Source organism: Dokdonia sp. 4H-3-7-5, assembly GCF_000212355.1.
GTDB lineage: Bacteria > Bacteroidota > Bacteroidia > Flavobacteriales > Flavobacteriaceae > Dokdonia.
Window position 1 is genome coordinate 2,935,095 of record NC_015496.1, and the last position, 22,571, is coordinate 2,957,665.

Annotated in this window: 25 protein-coding genes; 11 read left to right on the plus strand and 14 right to left on the minus strand. The window is 35.9% G+C overall.

Annotation, left to right across the window (positions count from 1 at the left end):
* The first annotated feature begins 24 nt into the window (after positions 1-24).
* From rpsF to KRODI_RS13075, 4 genes are all read left to right on the plus strand, one after another.
* Entirely contained in the window at positions 25-366 is a 342-nt protein-coding gene (rpsF, locus tag KRODI_RS13060) for a 30S ribosomal protein S6 (RefSeq protein WP_013752084.1), read from the plus strand.
* Between the two features lie 3 nt (positions 367-369).
* Positions 370-666, plus strand: a complete 297-nt coding sequence (gene rpsR / locus KRODI_RS13065) for a 30S ribosomal protein S18 (RefSeq protein ID WP_013752085.1) — start codon at positions 370-372, stop codon at positions 664-666.
* A 14-nt stretch (positions 667-680) separates the two neighbouring features.
* Positions 681-1,133, plus strand: coding sequence for a 50S ribosomal protein L9 (gene rplI, locus KRODI_RS13070; RefSeq protein ID WP_013752086.1), 453 nt, complete (start codon positions 681-683; stop codon positions 1,131-1,133).
* A 99-nt stretch (positions 1,134-1,232) separates the two neighbouring features.
* Positions 1,233-1,709 carry a DUF6495 family protein gene (locus tag KRODI_RS13075; protein ID WP_013752087.1) on the plus strand — a complete coding sequence of 159 codons (477 nt, stop codon included), beginning with the start codon at positions 1,233-1,235 and terminating at the stop codon, positions 1,707-1,709.
* Positions 1,710-1,801: 92 nt separating this feature from the next.
* Here the strand turns inward: KRODI_RS13075 and KRODI_RS13080 are convergent, their stop codons facing one another.
* Entirely contained in the window at positions 1,802-3,112 is a 1,311-nt protein-coding gene (locus tag KRODI_RS13080) for a DEAD/DEAH box helicase (protein ID WP_013752088.1), read from the minus strand.
* Between the two features lie 279 nt (positions 3,113-3,391).
* Between KRODI_RS13080 and KRODI_RS13085 the strand changes: the two genes are divergently transcribed.
* On the plus strand, positions 3,392-6,610 hold the full coding sequence (locus KRODI_RS13085; protein WP_013752089.1) for a TonB-dependent receptor: 3,219 nt from the start codon (positions 3,392-3,394) through the stop codon (positions 6,608-6,610).
* Positions 6,611-6,690: 80 nt separating this feature from the next.
* Here the strand turns inward: KRODI_RS13085 and trhA are convergent, their stop codons facing one another.
* The 5 genes from trhA to KRODI_RS13110 form a co-directional block, all read right to left on the minus strand.
* Positions 6,691-7,338 (minus strand): PAQR family membrane homeostasis protein TrhA, encoded by a 648-nt coding sequence (gene trhA, locus KRODI_RS13090; protein WP_013752090.1) that lies wholly within the window; start codon positions 7,336-7,338, stop codon positions 6,691-6,693.
* Positions 7,338-8,066 carry a TlpA family protein disulfide reductase gene (locus tag KRODI_RS15165; protein ID WP_158307013.1) on the minus strand — a complete coding sequence of 243 codons (729 nt, stop codon included), beginning with the start codon at positions 8,064-8,066 and terminating at the stop codon, positions 7,338-7,340. Before KRODI_RS15165 ends, trhA begins: the two co-directional genes overlap by 1 nt.
* 143 nt (positions 8,067-8,209) lie before the next feature.
* Positions 8,210-8,638, minus strand: a complete 429-nt coding sequence (locus KRODI_RS13100; RefSeq protein WP_148236002.1) for a hypothetical protein — start codon at positions 8,636-8,638, stop codon at positions 8,210-8,212.
* 257 nt (positions 8,639-8,895) lie between these two features.
* Positions 8,896-9,198 (minus strand): type II toxin-antitoxin system RelE/ParE family toxin, encoded by a 303-nt coding sequence (locus KRODI_RS13105; RefSeq protein WP_013752093.1) that lies wholly within the window; start codon positions 9,196-9,198, stop codon positions 8,896-8,898.
* Complete coding sequence (locus tag KRODI_RS13110) at positions 9,198-9,416, minus strand: hypothetical protein (protein ID WP_013752094.1); 219 nt, start codon at positions 9,414-9,416, stop codon at positions 9,198-9,200. Before KRODI_RS13110 ends, KRODI_RS13105 begins: the two co-directional genes overlap by 1 nt.
* A 335-nt stretch (positions 9,417-9,751) precedes the next feature.
* Here KRODI_RS13110 and KRODI_RS13115 point away from each other — a divergent pair, with 335 nt between their 5' ends.
* A complete protein-coding gene (locus KRODI_RS13115) occupies positions 9,752-10,579 on the plus strand; it encodes an OmpA family protein (RefSeq protein WP_013752095.1) in 828 nt (275 codons plus the stop codon).
* 91 nt (positions 10,580-10,670) lie between these two features.
* On the opposite strand, the gene clpB is transcribed toward KRODI_RS13115, so the two are convergent.
* A complete protein-coding gene (gene clpB / locus KRODI_RS13120) occupies positions 10,671-13,277 on the minus strand; it encodes an ATP-dependent chaperone ClpB (RefSeq protein WP_013752096.1) in 2,607 nt (868 codons plus the stop codon).
* A gap of 231 nt (positions 13,278-13,508) precedes the next feature.
* Here clpB and ytxJ point away from each other — a divergent pair, with 231 nt between their 5' ends.
* Positions 13,509-13,901 (plus strand): bacillithiol system redox-active protein YtxJ, encoded by a 393-nt coding sequence (ytxJ, locus tag KRODI_RS13125; RefSeq protein ID WP_013752097.1) that lies wholly within the window; start codon positions 13,509-13,511, stop codon positions 13,899-13,901.
* On the opposite strand, the gene KRODI_RS13130 is transcribed toward ytxJ, so the two are convergent.
* The 6 genes from KRODI_RS13130 to KRODI_RS13145 all read right to left on the minus strand — a co-directional run bounded on the left by KRODI_RS13130 (position 13,898) and on the right by KRODI_RS13145 (position 17,637).
* Entirely contained in the window at positions 13,898-14,047 is a 150-nt protein-coding gene (locus KRODI_RS13130) for a hypothetical protein (RefSeq protein ID WP_013752098.1), read from the minus strand. The two genes, ytxJ and KRODI_RS13130, sit on opposite strands and share 4 nt — an antisense overlap.
* A 68-nt stretch (positions 14,048-14,115) precedes the next feature.
* Entirely contained in the window at positions 14,116-15,300 is a 1,185-nt protein-coding gene (locus KRODI_RS13135) for a hypothetical protein (protein ID WP_013752099.1), read from the minus strand.
* Between the two features lie 310 nt (positions 15,301-15,610).
* Positions 15,611-15,736, minus strand: coding sequence for a hypothetical protein (locus KRODI_RS15780; protein WP_013752100.1), 126 nt, complete (start codon positions 15,734-15,736; stop codon positions 15,611-15,613).
* Positions 15,737-16,032: 296 nt separating this feature from the next.
* A complete protein-coding gene (locus KRODI_RS15785; RefSeq protein WP_013752102.1) occupies positions 16,033-16,158 on the minus strand; it encodes a hypothetical protein in 126 nt (41 codons plus the stop codon).
* 626 nt (positions 16,159-16,784) lie between these two features.
* Entirely contained in the window at positions 16,785-17,096 is a 312-nt protein-coding gene (locus KRODI_RS13140) for a hypothetical protein (protein ID WP_013752103.1), read from the minus strand.
* 214 nt (positions 17,097-17,310) lie between these two features.
* Positions 17,311-17,637 (minus strand): hypothetical protein, encoded by a 327-nt coding sequence (locus KRODI_RS13145; protein WP_013752104.1) that lies wholly within the window; start codon positions 17,635-17,637, stop codon positions 17,311-17,313.
* Between the two features lie 431 nt (positions 17,638-18,068).
* Between KRODI_RS13145 and KRODI_RS13150 the strand changes: the two genes are divergently transcribed.
* On the plus strand, positions 18,069-18,260 hold the full coding sequence (locus KRODI_RS13150) for a cold-shock protein (protein ID WP_013752105.1): 192 nt from the start codon (positions 18,069-18,071) through the stop codon (positions 18,258-18,260).
* Positions 18,261-18,320: 60 nt separating this feature from the next.
* Here the strand turns inward: KRODI_RS13150 and KRODI_RS13155 are convergent, their stop codons facing one another.
* The gene (locus tag KRODI_RS13155) at positions 18,321-19,475 is read right to left on the minus strand and encodes a PAS domain-containing sensor histidine kinase (protein ID WP_013752106.1); all 1,155 of its coding nucleotides are present in this window, start codon (positions 19,473-19,475) and stop codon (positions 18,321-18,323) included.
* A 208-nt stretch (positions 19,476-19,683) separates the two neighbouring features.
* On the opposite strand from KRODI_RS13155, the gene KRODI_RS13160 reads away from it, so the two are divergent.
* The 3 genes from KRODI_RS13160 (at position 19,684) to KRODI_RS13170 (ending at position 22,488) form a co-directional block, all read left to right on the plus strand.
* Positions 19,684-20,133, plus strand: coding sequence for a KTSC domain-containing protein (locus KRODI_RS13160; RefSeq protein WP_013752107.1), 450 nt, complete (start codon positions 19,684-19,686; stop codon positions 20,131-20,133).
* Between the two features lie 79 nt (positions 20,134-20,212).
* Positions 20,213-21,553, plus strand: coding sequence for a DEAD/DEAH box helicase (locus tag KRODI_RS13165; RefSeq protein ID WP_013752108.1), 1,341 nt, complete (start codon positions 20,213-20,215; stop codon positions 21,551-21,553).
* A 98-nt stretch (positions 21,554-21,651) separates the two neighbouring features.
* Positions 21,652-22,488 (plus strand): phospholipase A, encoded by an 837-nt coding sequence (locus KRODI_RS13170; RefSeq protein WP_013752109.1) that lies wholly within the window; start codon positions 21,652-21,654, stop codon positions 22,486-22,488.
* The last annotated feature ends 83 nt before the right edge of the window (positions 22,489-22,571 follow it).

Consider the following 22,571-nt stretch of genomic DNA (forward strand, 5'->3'; position numbering starts at 1 on the left):
CATTTTTAATTAAACTCATATTATATGAACCATTACGAAACTGTTTTCATCTTGAATCCCGTTTTATCTGATGATCAGATAAAGGAAACAGTAAAGAAGTACGAAGGTCTTCTTAAAGAAAAGGGCGCTAAGATGATTAGTAAAGAGGATTGGGGCTTAAAAAAGCTTGCATATCCTATCCAAAACAAGAAAAGCGGTTTTTACCACTTACTTGAATTTACTGTTGATGGACAAGCTATCAATGATTACGAACTAGCTTTTCGCCGTGACGAACGTGTGATGCGTTACTTAACGGTAACACTTGATAAGCACGCGATCTCGTGGGCTGAAAGAAGACGTGAAAAACTAAAAAAGCAAAAAGCGTAAGTTATGGCATCTTTACAACAACAAGCTAAAGGAAAGAAGGACGGAGATATCAGATATCTTACACCTCTTAATATTGAAACTAACAAAGCAAAGAAATACTGTCGCTTTAAGAAATCTGGTATCAAGTATGTAGATTACAAAGATGCAGACTGGCTAGCAGGTTTTGTAAACGAGCAAGGTAAATTGTTACCTCGTCGTCTTACAGGAACTTCTTTAAAGTACCAACGTAAAGTGTCTGTAGCAGTAAAACGCGCACGTCACCTTGCATTGATGCCTTATGTAACTGATTTATACAAATAGAAACTAGATAACAGATGGAACTTATATTAAAGAAGGACGTTGAAAATCTAGGATTTGCAGACGATCTAGTAGAAGTAAAAAACGGATACGGTAGAAACTACCTAATCCCTAACGGTCATGCTGTACTTGCAACGCCTAGCGCAAAGAAAGTACTTGCAGAGAACCTTAAGCAACGCGCTCACAAAGAACAAAAATTTGTGGACGATGCACAGAAGCAAGCAGATAAACTTAATGGACTTGAAGTTAAGATTACTGCAAAAACTGGAGATGGAGACAAGCTTTTTGGATCTATTAACAATGCAGACGTTGCAGAATACCTAGCAAAAGAAGGTGTTTCTATCGATAAGAAATTTATTTCTATCGCAGGAAACGTTGTAAAACGCTTAGGTAACTATGAAGCAAAAGTACGTTTCCACAAGAATGTGGTAGCTACACTTCCTTTTGACGTAGTAGCAGAGGCTAACTAAGTCATTAGACATTATATGAAAAGCCGTTCTTACAACCGTAAGGACGGCTTTTTTATGAAATTTATTTTTTAATACGCTTACGCGAAAAAGTGATTCACAATGAAATACGCTCGCCTTACAAAAGAACAACTAGAAGAACTAAAGCCAGAATTTATAAATTTTCTAGCAACGCAATCTATCACTGGTGATGAATGGGCAACCATCAAAGAAAAACAACCACAAGTAGCCGAAGAGGAAATAGATGTTTTCTCAGATCTTGTGTGGGAAGGTGTGCTTACTAAAGCGCAATACCTTGAGCACGTATCTCCTAACCAGATGCACTTATTCTTACTAGGAGAAAATAATATGTCACTTATTGCCGTAAAAATCAATAAGGAAGATATAGACATCACCACTGCCGAAGGCTATGCATGGCTTAAAGAAAACTTAGGGGATGATGATGTTGTCTTTATGAGTGCAAGTAAAGATTATAGCGCAGATCGTAATGCAGATAAGTTTAAACTTATAAGTGAAGGTGCTGTGATAACTCGAGGAGACCTTTATAAATGGTTTGCTCGCTTTGTAGAGGTAAAGTAATTCTTATAGACCAAATTAGTTATCATTAAAAAAGGATTGTAAAGACTATTCATAAAACGTAGTTTTACAATCCTTTTTTTTTAAAGGCTTCTCTAAGCGTGTTGTATTCTTAATTTTGCCTTTTTAAGTCGCTTGTTATCTAGTCTTTTTATCATTTCTTCTGCGATACTTTTATGTACAGATACAAATGATTGTGTGTTTTTTACTTCAATAGTTCCTAGGTGTGCTCTGTCTATATTTCCTTCTTTAAAAAAGAAACCAGCAATATCACCTTTAGAAATCTTATCCTTACGCCCTCCAGAAAGTTCTAAAGTATGCCACTGTGATCCGTCAGGGATACCTTTGTCATGTATAAACTCTTCATCCATTTGTGGCATAAACTCTGGCAGTTTTTCATCTTTCCAGTGTAATACGTATGCTGTACCTTCAGACCGCATACGAGCAGTACGACCATTACGGTGCGTAAATTCTTCTGCATGAATAGGTAAGTGGTAGTGAAGTATAAATTTTATTTCTGGCACATCAATACCACGGGCTGCAAGATCAGTAGCAAGTAGTAATTGGTGTGTACCGTTACGAAACTTAAGTAATGACAGCTCACGCTCTCTTTGTTCCATACCACCATAAAAAGTCCCGTGAGCAATACCACGATCACTAAGGTATTCACTTATACGTGCGATAGTCCCTTTGAAATTGCAAAAGATAATCCCTGGCTGATCGCCTAGATGGCACAACGCCTTAACAAGCATATCTAGCTTATCCTTATCTGGGGATAAAATAGCTTTTATCTCAAGTTTTGATCCTCCTTCATGCAAGTAGTCTACTTCCACCGGAGTAGTAAGGCCTACAAACTTTGGGATTTCTATTCCTTGTGTAGCAGAGGTAAGCACTTTCTTTTCTAGAGCTGGTAGAAAACTAAGGATTTCTGTCATTTCTCCTTCAAAACCTACCTCTAGTGATTTATCAAATTCGTCTAGAATTAAAGTTTTAATGTGATCTGTAGAAAATGTCTCTCTGCGCATATGGTCTGCTAGTCTACCAGGCGTACCTATTAAAATAGCTGGGCGATGTTTTATAGCTTGCCTATCTGTATTAAAACTTTGCCCACCATAAGCAGCATGAATTTTATATCCTGTCCCCATGTTACGAGCTACATTTTCTATCTGGATAGCAAGTTCTCGAGAAGGAACGACAATTAATAATTGCACTTCTTCACAATCTGGATCAAGTGCTTCTATTACAGGTAATAAAAAAGCGAGTGTTTTACCAGTACCCGTAGGAGATAGTAATATCACCTCTCTTGCAGATTGTATTGCTAGTTGAGCTGCTTCTTGCATCTCATTGAGGGTCTTAATCCCTAGCTTGGCAAGGATTTGTTTTTGCGTTTTTTGGTTACTTGTCATAGACTGCAAAGATAATTATTCATTCATGAGTTATCATATTTTATAGAGGACATGTGAAATTGTTGTTTGTGAATTAAATAAGTTATTTTAGAAAATTTTGGATTTATAACATGATGGTAATGAGGTGTTATCGATATTGTTTATGATGATTTTACGCTTTCGCGAAAGCGCACCTAAAAAGTATTTAACAATTGTTAAGAAAATGCTAAAGAAATGTTACTAAAATGAGCGTCTACCTTGATTTACTCTAGTATTTTTACGGAAACAAATTCAAACTTTATGTTCAAAAAAATTTTCTTATTAATTGTAGTACTTGGCGCTTTTAGTTTGCAAGCACAAGTAACTACTTCCTCTATTTCGGGAGTAGTAAATGGAGGTAGCGAGACTTTGCCGGGAGCAAACGTACTAGCAGTACACACTCCTACAGGTACAAAGTATGGTGCTATTACAGACTTTGACGGTCGTTTTAGTCTATTAAACCTACGTGTGGGTGGACCTTATACGATCACAATGAGCTATGTAGGTTTCCAAAGTCAAGAGTTTACAGGTGTAAATCTTAACTTAGGAGAAACGTATAACGTTGAAGTAACTCTTAGTGAAGATAGCAATGCGCTAGAAGAAGTAGTAATTACAGGTTCTCGCAACAACACATTTAGTGATGGCCGTACAGGTGCAGCGACAAATGTAGGTGAGAGACAATTAAAGTCACTTCCTACAATATCTAGATCTGCAGCAGATTTTTACCGTTTAGAGCCTAGTGCTTCTAGTAACGGATCTTTTGGAGGTCGTAATGATCAGTACAATAACTTTAGTCTTGATGGCGCGGTTTTTAACAATCCATTTGGACTTGATGCAGCAACTCCAGGAGGACAAACAGGTTCTCAACCTATATCTCTTGATGCTATTGAGCAAATTCAAGTAAGTACTGCTCCTTATGATGTAACGCTATCTGGATTTACAGGAGCTTCTGTAAATGCTGTAACAAAAAGTGGAACTAATGAAGTAAAAGGAACTGTTTACGGTTTTTACAGAAATGAAGATCTTACAGGAGGTAAAGTTGCTGGAGATGATGTTTTTAAAGCAGATCAAAGCCAGAATACTTATGGTATCTCTATAGGAGGACCTATTATCAAAAACAAACTATTTTTCTTTGCAAACTTTGAAAAGGAATCTAGATCAGATCTTGGAGCTCCATGGGCACCTAACAGAAATACTGGAGCAATCAATGAGTCTCGCGTATTACCAGCAGATCTTGATGCTGTTTCTGCTGCACTAGGAAGTATCCAGTATGCAGATGGTTCTTTTTATGAGCCAGGAAGATATGAAGGATTTAACTTTGATGCAGGTTCTACAAAAGCACTTTTCAAGTTAGATTGGAACGTGAATGACAAGAACCGTGTAGCGCTTGTTTATAACTTACTACGCTCTTCTAAGGAAAATCCAGCAAACCCAAATGCTATTGCATTACGTGGACCTAACCAGACTACACTGCAGTTTGAAAATGCAGGATATGAAATTAACAACAACATAGATTCTTTCCAGTTTGAGTGGAATAGCGACATTGCTAGTAACATTTCAAACAAATTACAAGTAGGGTACACGTTCTTTGATGATTTTAGAAAACCTTTTTCTACACCAGGTCCGTCTATAAACATTACAAAAGGAGGACAAAACTATATCATAGCTGGTCATGAGCCATTCTCAATTTCAAATGTACTTGAGCAACAAGTTTTCCAAATCACAAACAACTTGAATATTGTTTCTGGAAGTCACACATTTACTTTAGGAACATCATTTGAGAAATTTAGTTTTTACAACTCATTTAACTTAACAGGTTACGGTTTTGATTTATTTGGAAGTGTAGCAATCGATCAAGACATGGATTTTGATGGTGATGGAGTGCTTGATACAGATTATGTAAATGATACAACGGGAGAAACTGATCTTGTCGCTTTTCAAGATTTCTTAGTAAACCAATATCAAGGTACTTTCTTATCTGCAGAGGCAGAATTTAACGAGAATAATGGGCTTCCTATTGGCGACCCTAATGGATGGGCTCTTGCCGAAACTAACGTAGGGCAGTTTTCTCTTTATGGACAAGATCAATGGAAAGCAACAGACGATTTAACGCTTACACTAGGACTACGTCTTGATAAGCCATTATACTTTGATACAGAAGATAAAATTCAAGAGAACATTGATCGTAAAGGAACGTACCAACCAGAAAACGTTTATGTAGATCCATCAACTGGAGAAGATATTCTTCTAGATAGTACAGTACTTCCAGACAATGGATTCTTATTCTCACCTAGATTAGGTTTTAACTGGGATGTAGAAGGAGATAAGACTTTCCAAGTACGTGGAGGAACAGGGATATTTACAGGTCGTTTTCCTTTTGTATGGTTAGGAAACCAAGTACAAGGCGTTGACTTTTTCTTTTACCAAACGGTAGATCAAGATTTCAAATGGCCACAAGTATGGAGATCTAATATAGGTGTAGATTACCGCCTAGACAATGGTGTGGTACTTACAGGAGACTTCTCTTACACAAAAGATCTTAACGCTGCACACGTTCAAAACTGGGCACTTGATAATCCTTCTGCTACATTACAAGGTGTAGATAACAGACCTATCTATCAAGCTTCAGATTTTTCTACTAATGCCTTTGGAGGACCTACAAATGCATATGTATTTACAAATTCTGATAACGGTCGTACTATTAACGCTACATTAAAAGCAGAAAAATCATTTGGTAACGGACTTTATGCAAGTGTAGCATATAACTACCTAGATTCTAAAAATGTAAACTCTATTGATGCAGAGATTACAGGTGATGCTTTTAACGCAAATGCAATACGTGGTAATGCAAATGATGCAGTATTATCAAACTCACGTTATGGTGATCAACACAGAGTGATTGCTGTAGCTTCAAAGAAATTTGAGTATGGTGATGGCAAGTTTGCTACTACCATTTCTACATTTGCAGAGTGGGCTAGAGGAGGACGTTTTAACTATACGTATGCTGGTGATGTTAACGGTGACGGAAGTAACTTTAACGACCTTATTTACATCCCAACTGCTGGAGAGGTATCACAGCAAAATTTTGCTACACCAGAACAAGCAGCAGCATTTAACCAGTACATCGAGCAAGATGATTATTTAAGTGATAATCGTGGTCAATATGCAGAGCGTTATGGAGCACTTGCACCATGGAGAAGTCGTGTAGATTTCCGTTTATTACAAGATTTTAATTTTGATGTAAAAGGAAAGAAAAACACAATCCAGTTTAGTGTAGACGTTCTTAACTTAGGAAACTTCATCAATTCTGATTGGGGACTTGTTGAGCAACCTAACAGTATCCAGCCAGTAAGTGTAAGCGTTGCAGACGGTGTACCTACATACACATTCAACGAAGAGCTTACGCAAACATTTGGAACAGATGCAAGTCTTTTAAACAGATGGCAAGCACAATTAGGACTACGTTATATCTTTAACTAAGCTATTGTAGATTCTTATTATTAGCAATAAAAATGCCCCTCATTGAGGGGCATTTTTTGTTTTATAATCCTCGAAAAGTTTTAAACTCCTACGTAGTTGTAAACTGCAATAAAGTGAGAAGCCGTCCCTCCCAAAACAAACACATGAAAAATAGCATGATTATAAGGAATGCGAGAAATGCTATAAAGAACAGCACCTATCGTATATAAAATACCTCCAGTAAAAAGCCATTGCACACCAGCTGGGTCAAGGTTTGCTAGTAATGGTTTATATGCAAAAACAATAAGCCATCCCATCGCTACATACAGTATGGTAGAAAGAATATCAAACCTTCCTGTAAAAAAGAGTTTTAATATTATTCCGAATAAAGCAATAGACCATGCAATCCCAAAAATCCACCATCCAGTATTTCCTTCTAGAGTTACAAGTGTAAAAGGAGTGTAAGTACCTGCAATGAGCACATAGATAGCCGCGTGATCAAATATCTTTAGTCTAGCTCTACGTATAGGTTTTACAGCGCTGTGGTAAGCCGTAGATGCAAAATATAGCACAGACATACTTACTCCAAAAATAATAAGACTAATGGTTGCTGTGGTTGATACGCTTTCGCGAAAACATAAAAAACCCAATGCAACTACACTTGCAACAAAACCAAAACCATGCGTCCAAATGTTGAGTTTTTCCTCAAGTGGGGAGTAATCTGGAGTTGGTTCTACGGTGTTTTCCATTAGTTATCTGCGAGTAAGTAATCTAGGTGTTCCTTAAGAATTTCTGTGACCTCTGCGGCTGGGCCTCTGCCTTGAGCCATTACTGCATTTTCTACAAAACGCACAGTACCATTGCGATCCATAAATACGAGCTTAGGATACGTATTGGTTTTTAAGTCTTGTTTTAAATAGCTCGCACCATCTACTAGGTGTTCAAAATCAAAAGGTTTCTTAGTCAAAAAAGCATCGATTTTGCTTTTTGGTTCAAAAGTGATGGCTACAAAATTTACGCGATCCTCATATTGCTTTTTAAGATCATTGAGATATGGAATCTCTGCGATACAAGGAGGGCAGCTTGTAAACCATAAGTTGATGAGTGTAATTTTATCATTATAACTCTCTTTAGACTTTAATCCATTTGCAAGATCTTGCAGCTGAAAGTCGGGTAGGGGTTTATTAATTAAACCATTCACACCCACATTAATGTCTAGAGGCGCGCTATTAGATTGCGATAGCATCACCTCGACCTCTTGTATAATTGAGTCTTGTCGCACACGAGAATGGCGAACTTTAAAGTTGGCTTTTGTGTATTTCCAGCTTCCTTGCGCACCATAAACCTCCTCAATAGATCTTAGTTTAGCTTGAAAGCTTTCTTCGTCATAGGTGTCGCCTTGAAAAATGTAGTAGTTATCTTGGGCGTTAAGCGCTAGCGCAAAGAACAATATAAATAGGCATTGTATTTTTTTCATCATCATAGGTATGTCTTACAAAGATAGCTATTGCTACCAAACACGCACCTATATACATTTATCGAGCCTTAGTGGGGCTTAGGGATAATTTTAGTAGGTGTTTCTCTAATTGATTAAGAGCTAATATTGTAAGGTGACGTATCTTATTCTAAAAATTTATTTTCTAATTGAGTCATTAATTCTTTATCACGAATCGATTCCGTTTTCTTTTTTAATTCTTTCCACGATTTCAATCCAATGTTAGTAATGTTAATCCAATCAACATCTTTAAGAATATCTTTGTCCGATAAATTCCATTTTTCTGTACGTTCTATATATTCTTTAAAATTAGCGTGTAATGCCTTTACAATTTCATATTCCAATTCTGATATTATTCCGTTTTTAATAAAGTAAGAATATCCATTTTCCAAATCTAAATCGTCAAAATAACTACAAACACATTCGCTATAATCTCCAACTGAATTTTTATGGTCTGCATTAATCCAAAGTCGGTTTTGAAATTCCAAGTGAGCAATTTCAAAAAAGGATGAGATCCATCTATTTCGTATGTTTCTTTTTATTTCTGAGTTCATTTCAATTGCTACACAACAGACTAAGACATAATGTAAGTGCATTTCCCGATAATTATCAAGGTTTCCGATGCTCCTGTTTAAATTTTCATTATTACACTTACCTGTGGAGGCGTGCACCATACAGTTTTCAATTTCCGGTGTAAATCGGGACGACTTATGTATTGTCATGTCTAACTGCAATCACAATTGAACTTTCTATAATTGAAACGTGTGCTTTTTGGCAAACAGCCGCAGTGTTTTATGTATGGTGAGTTTTTTTAAATATCCTTTCTTAGTTTGTCAGGATTTTGTCTTGTATCAAAAATTGTAATGATTTCAATTTCGTCTAGTTCTGTCGAAATTCTATAATAAAAGGTAGTTTGTTTTGTTACAACACACTTATACAAGCCTTTGAGTTCTGAGGATTGAGGGCAGCTTTCTGGTTGAAAAGATATCTGTTTAATTTTTTCAGTTAGCTTTTCAATAAACTGATCACGTGTTTTTGAATTCCAATTTTCTAAAAGATATTCGGATAGTTTCAGGAGTTTTCTTTCTGCTAATTCAGATAAGAATACCTTCATTAAGAAATCTTTTTCAAGAATGAATCAAAAGAAACTCGTTTTCCACTATCAAGCTGATTAATTCCTTCTTTAATTTCACTTTGTTCAGAAGTAGTTAATTCATTCCAAAAATCAACTTTTTCAGCATTTACAAAGTCAGCTACTTTTTGAATAAAATCACTATTTTCTATCGCTAAGATAGTTTTTACTAATTCTATTTTTGTTGATTGAATATCCATATTAATTGAGTTAACTCATCAAATATACAAAAAGAGTTTTTATCAGTTTGATGAGTGATTAGGCATCTCAACAAACCACTACGTAAACCAAGTGCATCTCCGGTAACTATCGTAAATGCTAGTGAGTCTGTTTTTTATTTGATTATTTAAATATACAAATATCTAAGAAAGATGACGTTTTCGCGAAAGCGTAACATAGGGAAGTCCGAATGATGAGAATATTAATAAAATTCATCTTATACTTTCAATCGCTATTGATTATGTAATCTTTTTTTATTCCATTTTATTTCACAAAAAATAATTTTTCTACATCTTTACCGTTAAAGCTGTTATCTATGCGTTTAACAATTATACTTCTATTTACTTCCATGCTTGTTCATACTCAGGAAGTAAGCTACTTATCCATATATTTTAATACAGACAGTTATGAGGTTGTATCTAAGGAGAGAGTAAAGCTAGATAGTTTAGTCAAACATCATGATAGAGATTCTATTAGACTTGTTTTAAAGGGGTATACAGATCAATTTGCAGGAAGAGATTATAACCTGAAACTAGCACAACGAAGAGTAGCAGCAACAAAAGAGTTCCTTAAAGCCTTTACAATAGATACGCTTCAAGCAATAGGTGAGCTACAAGATGCTTCGTGGAGAGCACGACGCGTAGATATTTCTGTAATAGTTAAAGAAAAGAATATTCCAGATAGTTCTAACTTTATTGTAAATGAACCAAAAAATGAAGGAAATAAAAGACGAATGTTGTCTTCACGAAATCTTGATATTACTTCTTATAGCGAATTAGAAATTAATGAAACAACTGTTTTATTTGGCGTTTTCTTTAAAGGTGGAACAGACAAAATGCTGGGTAGTAGCAGTGTTATAACGCTTAGAAAAGTAGTACGTTTTTTAGAAGGATATCCTACTAGAAAGATTTTAATAACAGGCCATATTTGTTGCTCCCCTGATAGAGAACCACAACTAGATGGATATAATAACAGAACAGGTAGTATGACACTATCTGAAGATAGGGGTAAAATGGTATATGATTATCTCATAAAAAACGGAATTTCGGCAGGTAGATTGAAATATCGTGGAAAGGCCTATACAGAACCATTAGACTGGGAAGAAACTAAGAATCGTAGAGTAGAGATGACGATTCTAGAATAGTCAAAAACAGATTTTGGGTAGTCCCTTTAAACCACAAAAAAAGTGGATACCTATCGCTAGATATCCACTTTTCATCATCGTCAATTAATCCTTATTCTTCTTCTCCTGTGCGTTCTCCTTCGTTTCTAAAAACGAGTTTGTCGTCAAAGGAATCTACTAATATCACACTGTCTGATGCAACTTTACCGCTCAAAATTTCTTTTGATAACTGGTTGAGCACCTCGCGCTGCATTGCTCGTTTTACAGGTCTTGCACCATATTCTGGCTGGAAACCTGCTTCCGAGATAAAGTCTATTGCTTGTTTTGTAGCATCTAGGGTAATGTTCTGTTGAGAGAGCATTTTTTGAATCCCTTTAAACTGCAACTTCACAATATCCCTAATATCCTTTCGCGTAAGCGGACTAAACATCACAATATCGTCGATTCTATTTAAGAATTCTGGTCTTATGTTTTGTTTTAATAAACCTAATACGTCAACCTTTGCAGACTCCATCGCAGCATCTACATCTGGAATTGCCTCAAAACGCTCTTTTATGATATGACTACCCATATTTGAAGTCATAATTATAATGGCATTTCTAAAGTCGGCAGTGCGGCCTTTGTTATCTGTAAGTCTACCTTCATCAAGCACTTGTAATAACACGTTAAAAGTATCTGGGTGTGCTTTTTCAATCTCATCTAGTAAAACTACAGAGTATGGACGACGTCGCACGGCTTCCGTAAGCTGGCCACCTTCGTCATATCCCACATATCCTGGAGGCGCTCCCACTAGACGGCTCACACTGTGACGCTCTTGATACTCACTCATATCTATGCGCGTCATCGCATTCTCATCATCAAAGAGATACTCTGCCAGTGCCTTTGCAAGTTCTGTTTTACCTACACCGGTTGTTCCTAAAAATAAGAACGAACCAATTGGTTTTTTCTGATCTTGCAATCCTGCACGACTGCGTCGTACGGCATCACTTACTGCTACAATAGCTTCTCGTTGTCCTACCACACGTTTGTGCAGCTCGTCTTCTAGCTGAAGTAACTTCTCACGTTCTCCCTGTAGCATTTTTTGCACTGGGATTCCTGTCCATTTTGCAACTACCTCTGCAATGTCTTCGCTGGTTACTTCTTCCTTAATAAGCGAAGTATCTGCTTGACTTGCAAGATCCTTTTGTAGCTCCTCAAGGTGCTCTTGAGCATCTTTTATTTTACCATAGCGTAGCTCTGCCACAAGACCATAATTACCTTCTCGCTCGGCAATTTCTGCTTCTATTTTATAGTTTTCTATGTCTTGCTTTGCAGTCTGTACACTCTCTACAATGTCCTTTTCAGATTGCCACTGTGCGTTAAGATCATTGCGTTCTTCCTTAAGGTTTGCTAGATCTGCACGTAGGCTTTTGAGCTTATCTTCATCTTTCTCTCGCTTGATTGCCTCAATCTCAATCTCTAGCTGCATCACACGACGGTCTAATACGTCAAGCTCTTCTGGCTTAGAGTTGATTTCCATACGCATTTTTGCAGCAGCTTCATCCATAAGGTCAATTGCCTTGTCTGGTAAAAATCTGCTTGTAATATAGCGTTGAGATAACTTTACCGCTGCGATGATTGCATCATCCTTAATACGCACCTTGTGATGTGTCTCGTACTTATCTTTAATACCTCTAAGGATAGAAATAGCACTTTCTGTATCTGGCTCATCTACCACCACTTTTTGGAACCTACGTTCAAGTGCCTTATCTGCTTCAAAGTATTTTTGATACTCATCAAGCGTAGTAGCACCTATGGCGCGAAGTTCGCCACGGGCTAGTGCAGGTTTTAAGATGTTTGCCGCATCCATTGCGCCTTGACCACCACCGGCTCCCACCAGTGTGTGTATCTCATCTATAAAGAGTACGATATCGCCATCACTTTCTGTTACTTCTTTAATAACCGCTTTAAGACGTTCTTCAAACTCTCCTTTAAATTTTGCTCCAGCAATAAGTGCACCCATATCGAGGGCAAATATTTGCTTGTTCTGTAGGTTTTCTGGGATGTCACCATCTACAATTCTATGTGCAAGACCTTCGGCAATGGCTGTTTTACCAGTACCTGGCTCTCCTACGAGTATAGGATTGTTCTTTGTACGACGCGTTAAGATTTGTAATATGCGTCGTATCTCTTCGTCACGTCCTATTACAGGATCTAGTTTACCATTACGCGCAAGTTCATTTAAGTTTTTTGCGTATTTGTTTAAAGAATTATAGGTTTCTTCAGCGCTTTGAGAAGTTACACGATTTCCTTTACGTACTTCGTCAATCGCTGCGCGTAAATGCTTTTCTGTCACTCCTTGATCTTTTAAGATTTGAGCTACTTTGCTTTTAGTGCTAAAGATTGCGAGTATCAAATGCTCGATAGAGACATACTCATCGTTCATTTTTTTAGCAATAATACTAGCCTCCGTGAGTGCTTTATTTGCCTCGCGACCTAGTACAATATCTCCACCAGATACTTTAGGATAGCTCTGTAACGTACTATCTAAAACTTGCTGGAATAACGGAATATTTACATCAAGCTTTTGAAGTAAGAATGGTGTAACGTGCTCATCTATTTCAAAGATTGCTTTAAAAATATGCTCATTTTCTATCTGCTGGTGGCCCATTTCCTGAGCAATTTGCTGTGCTCTTTGGATGGCCTCCTGTGATTTTATGGTATAATTATTTATATTCATAGTATATGTTTAATAGACTTTAAAAGAGATAAGTACCTCTCTTTAATGTCTTGGTTTGTCCTTTGTTTGATGGACTAAAGTCAATTATTATTCCACAGCGGCTTATAGACAAAATGTCTTGTAAACTCTTGTATCAGCTGACTTTATGACTTATTTAAGAACTATTTCACGCTTTCGCGAAAGCGTAACACAGACACAACGACTACCTTTGTAAAAAAGAACTTAATTACAATGGGAATATTCAATTCAATGTTTGGAGGAGATAAGGAGCCAAAAGAGGAAAAAGCACCTATGCCTTGGAAGCAATTAACCACATTAGAGCAACTCGATCAAATCGCAAAAGATTCTGAAACGAAGCCACAGGCAATTTTCAAGCATTCTACAACTTGCGGTATAAGCCGTATGGTAATACGCCAGTTAGAATCTCAGTACGATATAGACCCTAATCAGTTAGATATTTATTATTTAGACCTTAAGGCGTATAGAGAAGTGTCTAACGAAGTAGGATATAAATTTCAAGTAATACACCAAAGTCCTCAGATGATTTTAATCAAAAATGGGACAGCGGTTTATGCAGATAGTCATGGAGCGATAAGTGCACAAGCACTCGCCGAAAAGATTTAATCTAACGCTCTTTTTGTAACCCAGATTCTATACCCGATAATCGCAAGCTGTACTTTACTAGCTTGTGTAAGGTCGAGACCACGTTTTGAATAGGAGGGAAGTACTGCCTTATTAACTTTGGCAAGAAATTTATAGAGTGTTTGCATACCGTCAAAAGTAGCTAAAAAACAAAGCCGTAACGCTATGCGTTACGGCTTTTATCTATTTATAAAGACTAGTTATTATTTCTTAAAATAATGTCTTTTATACGGTTTTTGAGGTCTTCACCAGCGTCGTACACCATTTGCTCATTAGTAGGAAACGGAACTGCTCTATTGCGAGTACGGTCATAAAGCTCATCTTCTAGTGCTCTTCTATCACCTCTATAGGTAGCATATCTGTGATCAAAAATAAACTCAGATGCTAGCGGAAGCGACTGCAAGACCTGATTAGTATTACTATCAGAATAGCGCACGCGGCCTACTACATTTACAGCTTTGTTCTGGATAAACTCAAAGTACGTGCAACGTACCGTAATCATATTATCTACCAGTACTTTCTCACCATCCTCATCATAAACCACATTACCATCTTCATCCTTTAGAACGATGGTACCGTCTTTAATTAGTTTTTCTTGTTGCACCTCTCTTTCTTTGATGCGTTCTGGTGAAATATTAATCTCTGTAAAAGCAACTTCCATATTGTAGTCGTAGGATACCTCATTAAGCGGATTGCTATGATACACGGTCCAGAAATCGTTAAGGCCGTAGGTAGAGAAGTCTAACAGCTCGTTTTCTAATCGCACTGGTAACGCTATGTTACTATCATTAAATAAAGTAACAGCAACAAAGTCTGTCCCTTTAAGATGTACAGATTCCATCATATTTTTGATGTCTTTATAACCTGGCTTAAGCGTATTTAAATAAGCTAGATCATCATAAATATTACGATAATCCTCTTTTGATGATGCAGCGGTTATGGCATCAAGGCTACTACTATATAACGAAGCAGCTAGTTTTTCCTTAGAAGATATGAGTTTATCTGTGTAGTTTACAAATTCAAAACGTGCAGATCTATTCTCGTCAATTACTTGTAAAGGTAAGATAGGTCTTATACGATCTTGACGTCTTTGTAACGATACATAGGTCTCATATATTTCTTCAAGATTTGACTGCTGATTTTCTTTTACGAGAAATGAAATACGATCTGTATCGCGCGCAGATGCTTTTGCAAATGCATCTTCAAGAAGGAGTACAAAATCTTGCTTATTCTTTTTATCTGGATTTCGTTGCAACTTCTTAAGAGTAATTGCGATGGCATCATCATAATTACCGCTATTAAGCGTTGCAGTAGTCTTTTTTACCGAATTGCAGCTTACTACAAATACGGTAGTAAGGATTGCGAGAAATAAATTTTTCATCGTACAATGGGTATTGATTGGTGATGACAACTCCAACGAGCGTGCCAAATTTATAAAAGCCCAAATGTAGCTGAAAATATACTATCGGAAAGAATGGGAAGGATGTGATTAGTACGCTTTCGCGAAAACGTGCTATATCTAAAGTAAGTTTTTAAAAAACACACACAGAGCAGGCCTTAACTCGGCGGTGTGAAGAGGTCAATTATTTATCCGAAGATAAGTTCTAATGCAGTGATGATAATTTGGATCATAATAAGATTTTTTGATTGATGATTGATTGATGAATGTTGATTGATGAATTACGTAATAATTAGTTTCCTAAATGCAAGAATGTGGTTACTATATAAGAGATGCTAAGGCTCACCATAAATACGGTATAGATTCCTAGTACTTTGTTTGTTTTTACTTGCGGCTTGTTGTTTACTTGCGTTTTCATAATGGATGGTTTTTGATTGATTAGTAATGATTGATTGATGAATGCTGATTGATGAATCTTGATTGATGAATGTTGATTGATGAATGTCGGAGTGATTAATTCCCTAAATATAAAATGTAGTTACTATATAAGAGATGCTAAGGCTCACCATGAAGATGGTATAGATTCCTAATACTTTGTTTGTTTTTACTTGCGGTTTGTTGTTTGCTTGCGTTTTCATAATGGATGGTTTTTGATGGATTAGTAATGATTAATGATTGATGATTGATGAATGCTGATTGATGAAAGCTGATTGATTAATTCCCTAATTGTAAAAAGGTAGTAACTATATAAGAGATGCTAAGGCTTACCATAAATACGGTATAGATTCCTAAAACTTTGTTTGTTTTTACTTGCGGCTTGTTGTTTGCTTGCGTTTTCATAATAGATGTTTTTGATTGTTACTAGATGCGTTGTTTGTTATTGATGAAGCAAAGAAGTCATCTTGAACGCAGTAAAACAAATTGAAAAGAAGTTTTTAATGAAATTAACATGAATATTATAACTAGATTAATGACATAGATTAAAATGTGTAATACCAATGTCTTCAAGTTGGTTGATATATGTTAGCCACAATGCTAATAATCATTCATTGTGTTAGTTCTGTAGGGACTTTTTGAGCTATTTAGAATTTTTGTAGGCAAATTATGGCTCATTTGAACCTTATTAATCCGATTTCATCATTTTGGAGTGAATTTTTACAAGTGGAAGTTGAAAAAAACAGCGCATAAAAAAGTCCGCTTTCTGATTGAAAGCGGACTATTGAAATGATATAGCTATTCCGTCCTAAATTAGAGTGCTTTAAATGTGCATGACAAAAATCCTTTCAAAAACTATTAACCTGAACAGCGATTAATTAGATTATTCTATAATCATCCAATAGTTTGTGTAAAAATGATAAGACGCAAACAAAGAAGATGCGTTTTAGAAGGGGTAGGGTCTAATCAAACTCTTGAAAACAAAAAAAGTCCCATCGTGTAGATGGGACTTTTTTTTACTTAAAATCGTTTTATGACTTTACCGTCTTTTCAATATTCTCTGCAGTGATGTCAATTACATCTTCTGCGTGATCTATATTTCTATTTACAGAGTTCTTAGCTTTTGCAGTCTCGCGCTCTAAAGCGTTTTTTAAGCTTGTAAGTTTTTCAGACACTTGGTCTTCAACTTCATTGTAACTTTCTTTTAGAGCGTCTCCGGCTTTTCTCGCTTTGTCTTTTAAAGCTGCTTTCTCTTCAGGAGACATTTTCTTGTATTTGTATAATCCTAAAGCTCCTGCTGCTACAGCGATTAGTCCTAATATACCTTTTGTGTTATTATTCATAATTAAGTGGGTTTGATTGTTGTGATATAAAGATAATGTCAAATTTGAGCTATTGATAATACTATGATTAGATTGTGTTTTAATTAATATATTTTTGGCAATAAACACCTGCTTTTTAAGAATTAACAAGTGAGAGGTGTATGCTATTTTTTGATTTTACGCTTTCGCGAAAGCATAAAAAAAGCGACTCAATAAGAACCGCTTTTAATTACTATTAAGCTACCGCAGCATTACTTGCGTAGTAGTGTAGTATATTTTTATAAAATGCCACGTTACTTGGCTTATTGCGAATACATGACTTTAAGAATTTTTCTAGATTATCAAACTCTATAGTCACTTCGGCACCTTTGTTTAGTACATCTATTCCTAAGCAAACGCTATTTGTATCAATATCTAAAACAACAGATGATGCATTAAAAAAATGTTTGATTAATGCAATGTGAAGCTGTTGAAAGCTAGCACTACGTTGAAACCTAAAATCTGTTGAATATTCAATTAAATCATTGAGACTTTTTAAGATGGTGTTGTTTGAGTGTTGCATAGCTTTTGATGTTTTTGGTTTCGTAAATTTAAAATCTAAAGTGTTAACAAAAATCTAAGGCTGAACGTTTTATAATTAGTTTAACGATAAATGACCTTTTACAAAGTACCCGAAGAGTCTATTACTCTTATGAAACTATTGGGTGAAATTATATCGCAGTTTCTTGACTAGGATAGAAATGAAAACTGATAAAAGCCTTATTATCATTTATTTATGCGGATGCTTTTTATTGTTGCTGTTATATGCTATCACGAGAGCTATCTCAAGAATTATAAGTTTTAATTCAAAAAATAATCTTAAAGAATTTGTGAAGTGTATAATTTATATTTTTTCAATTTGGTGTGTTTACTTTCACAATGCAACAGTACGCTTATATCTTATGGCACCATGTTTGCATAACTTTAATTATTAATAAATTAAATTATAATACAATGAGTAAAGGAACAGTAAAATTTTTCAACGACACTAAAGGTTTTGGATTCATCACTGAAGAAGGAGTTGAGAAAGATCACTTTGTACACATTTCTGGATTAATCGACGAGATTAGAGAAGGTGATGAAGTGGAATTTGACCTTAAAGAAGGTAACAAAGGATTAAATGCAGTTAACGTAAGAGTTATCTAAGTTATATATACTTTCAATTAAGAGAAAATCCCGTCAAATTTGACGGGATTTTTTTTGCTATTATACAATGATAGTAGCTGGTAGTTTTAAGATAAGCGTAGTAGTGTCATCTTTTCCTGTGAGGAAAGAGAGGTTACCGTGGTGAATTTCGGCAACCATTTTTGAGATATAAGTACCTAATCCCGTTCCTCTTTCTTTACCATCTGTGGTGTACTTATCAAAGAAATTGTTTCTGATTTTTTGAGGGATAGTCCCAGTATTTTTTATATTGATTATAATAACATTACTGGTTTCTACGTGAATTAAAACTTTCTTTTTTATTGGAGAAGCTTCTATAGCATTGCGTAGCAGATTTTGAAATAGATGGCTCATGTAGAACTTATCTCCTTTTATTTCTAAGATATCTTCTTCCGGCTCGGCTAGTGTTTCATTGAGATATAGCTCAATTTCGGTTTCTTTTTCATCTATAAGGTCTCTCATCTCGCTAGTTGTACTAGCAATGAGCTCTATAAGATCAAAAGTAGAAATTTCTGGAGTATATTCTCCACGTTCCATCTCTGCATAATCTTTTGCAGAGGTAAGTAAGTTTAGGGTATCATTACCTATGTCCTTAAGCATACGTACCCATTTATTTTGTGACGGATTAAGGTCTGATTTTGAAAGAATGTCTGCAATAGAAACCATAGAGCCTATGCGGTTACGCATATCATGTTCGGCAAGTTTATTTGCAATATCTTGAGTTTTTATTTTATTTTCGAGAATATCAATAGTGGTTTTTAGCCGCTGTATGGTTAATTCTAGCTCATTAGCTTTTACGACTAATGTCATTTTTCGGTTTTCATTAGTCTCTGCATCTTGTAAAAAGGCTGCATTTGTAATGATTTCAAACTCTTCCTTATTTTTATTTTTTACCGTCCATCTACCTTGTAACTCCTGCTCCTGTTCCATAAAGTCTGCATGCAGTTGTTCTAAAACAGCAAGACTTTGGTCTGGTACAACTACGGTAAATGGCTTTCCTATAAGTTCTTCACGAGTATAGCCATAGATGTCACAGTAAGTAGTATTTACATCTGTAAAGTAACCTTTTGGATTTGTAATACAGATACCAATAGGCATTTGCTGGAAAATCTCGTAAGAGAGGTCTTGATTAGACTCAAAAGCACTCTTAATAGAGGCTAGTTCGTTTTCTGTGTTTCTTTGAAAAGCTTCAGACATGATACTCGTAATTCTTTAAAAAATATGTTGCAATAAGCTAAACCCTTTTGAATGCTTTCAAAAATCTCATTCACAATGAACTAAGCAGTAAAAATAATATAGATTATATAAATATCTTATTCAAAAAACGTGCAAGAGATTAATAATCTACAATAAGCAAAATTACATTAAAAAAGATTATTTTCGCGCTTTGATAAAAGCCCTGATTATGAAGAGAATAAATGAATACAAGAAACTCTTTGGAGTTGAAAAAGAAATTGACCTTAAAATGCTCAAAAAGAGCTACCGTAACCTTGTAAAAGAATGGCACCCAGATAAATTTCAAGATGGCGATGTAAAACAAGAGGAAGCAGAGATACAGAGCCGTCGCATTATTGATGGTTACCATTTTTTAGTAAGTATGGCACCAGAGACCAAAGCTGCAAACCTAGAAGCATATACGGATACGATAACAAATGCCGCTATCGCAGATTACCAGCACAAAGGATTACTACTAGAAATCACATTTACAGATGGGACTACCTATGAGTACTTTGGAGTTACGAAGCCTATTTATATTAAAATGGTAAATGCTGGAAACCTTAATCGTTTTGCAAAGCGCAATATTTATCCTAAGCATAACTACCGTAAGTCTAAAAGACACTTACAAGAAGCATAAGATTACTACATCCTTTTACTTAGATAGTCATCGCACATTGCAGTAAATAGGAGATTATTATTTAATAAATATTGAGACTATGACAAGTACTTTCACAGCATTAGGTGTAATGGATGCTATCCAAGAAGCCTTAAAATCACTAGAGATTACTTCTCCTACAGATATACAGCAGCAGGCTATACCAGCAATGCTCACGTCTAAAAAGGATGTCATAGCGCTCGCACAAACTGGGACTGGAAAAACGGTAGCCTTTGGGGTACCGTTATTACAGCTTATAGATCGCACAAACCCAACTACACAAGCTGTTATTCTTGTGCCTACTAGGGAATTAGGGCAACAGATACAATCTAACATTGCGGCACTTGCTGCGCATCTTCCTGAGGTGAGGACTGCCGTTTTTTATGGTGGGGTCCCTGTAAAAGATCAAATAGAACGACTTAAGGAACCTGCTCAAATAATCGTAGCAACACCTGGACGTCTCATAGATCTTATGGAACGCCAGGCTATCAATATTACGCAAGCAAATTATCTTGTGCTTGATGAGGCAGATGAGATGGTAAGCTCACTTAAAGATAGTCTTGATACTATTGTTACTGCTATGCCTAATAATAGAAGGACTTTTCTATTATCTGCTACCATGCCAGGAGCAATCAAACAAATAGTTCAAAACTACCTTTCTAAGAACCCAATAGAAGTTAGCGCCGAAATGGCAACCCTAGGTAGTCAAAAAATTACACATGAATATGTAGTTGTTGAGCCTATTGAAAAACTGGACGTTTTAATGCATTTCTTGAACTCAAGAATAGGGCAGAGGGGTATCATTTTTTGTAAAACAAAAGCAGCAGTAAACAAGCTAGCCAAAAATCTAGCGATTAATAAATTTTCCTCGGGAGCAATCCATGGAAGTTTGAGTCAGCCCATACGTGATCGTATGATGGGACAGTTTAGAGAAGGGCATATTGACATTCTTGTAGCAACAGATCTTGCTGCTAGAGGTATTGATGTAAAGGAGATTGAGTACGTAGTAAATTACCACCTTCCAGAATTTTACGACATGTATGTGCACAGAAGTGGTCGTACAGCTCGTGCTGGTGCAACTGGATATGCTTTAACTATTTTGCAAGAAGAGGAAGTAAAGGAGATTCCTGAGTTTGAACATGAGCTTGGTATTTCTTTTTCCGCTTTCGCGAAAGCGTCACCACAACAAATAGAGGATAATAATACGGTGCTTTGGGCTAAGAAAATCTTCAAAACGAAGCCTAACAGAGAAATTGCTACGGAGCTAAAAGAGAGCGTTCACGCAGTTTTCCATCACCTAACAAAGGAGGAGCTTATTGATAAACTTATGGCAGAGCGTATCGCAACCGCTATTAAAAGTATCGAGCTTAAAGTACTTCCAAAGAAGAAGAAAAGGAAATAGGATCTAAGGATAGAGAGTTGTTTTTTTCTTTCACTGATTCAGTTTAAGTATTAAATTACAATAGCTCAGCTTTTACACTAGTAATTTAATCTCTTAAAATGATGAAAAAACAACTTCTCATATTTGTACTACTGTTATCTTACGGCCTTTCATTTGGACAAGAAATCACACGTGAAAAGTTTAATGATTCTTTACAAGGTTTACCTTCATTTTCTAGTTACCAAGATAATTACTTTGTAACGGGCTTACCTACTAACAGAGATATAGATCGCAATAGCGCAGATGCTAAGTATCAAGTAAGTTTCAAGCAAATTATCTCCAGAGATTTACTTCCATTTGAGTCCTATTTATACTTGACGTACACACAAAAGGCATTCTGGAATATTTATAAAGAGTCATTGCCCTTTAGAGATGTGAATTTTAATCCTTCTATCGCTATAGGTAAAGCGATTTACAATAAAGATAATCACTTAAAAGGTATTGCCTCACTTGAGTTTGAGCATGAGTCTAACGGTAGAGATAGTATTTCTTCTCGTAGTTGGAATCGTATTACAGCCGGATACACTACACCACTATTTAAAAATACAACGGCAAGATTTGAACTATGGCTGCCTTTCGGCTATCAAGAAAGTAATGCAGATTTGTTAGACTATGTAGGAGTGGGGGAAGTTCATATAAATCATGAGATTAAACATGATAAGCTTACTCTTAATCTCATGCTACGCAAAGGACTAGGTTTTGATGGTAGAGGCGTACTACGTTCTAGATTATATTATAATCCTTTTAAAACCAGTAAACTCAACCAATACATCATGTTGGAGTGGTACTTAGGTCAAGCAGAATCCTTGCTAGATTACCAGCAATCTAGTAGTATCATTAGGTTAGGATACGTAATTAAGAGTACAGAGTTTAACTGGTTTAGAAACAAGAACTAGTCAATTTTTAGGGAGACTTGTATTTGATAAATTGTATCATTTTTGCATATAAATTCTTAATGATTATGATATAATCTGAGCCA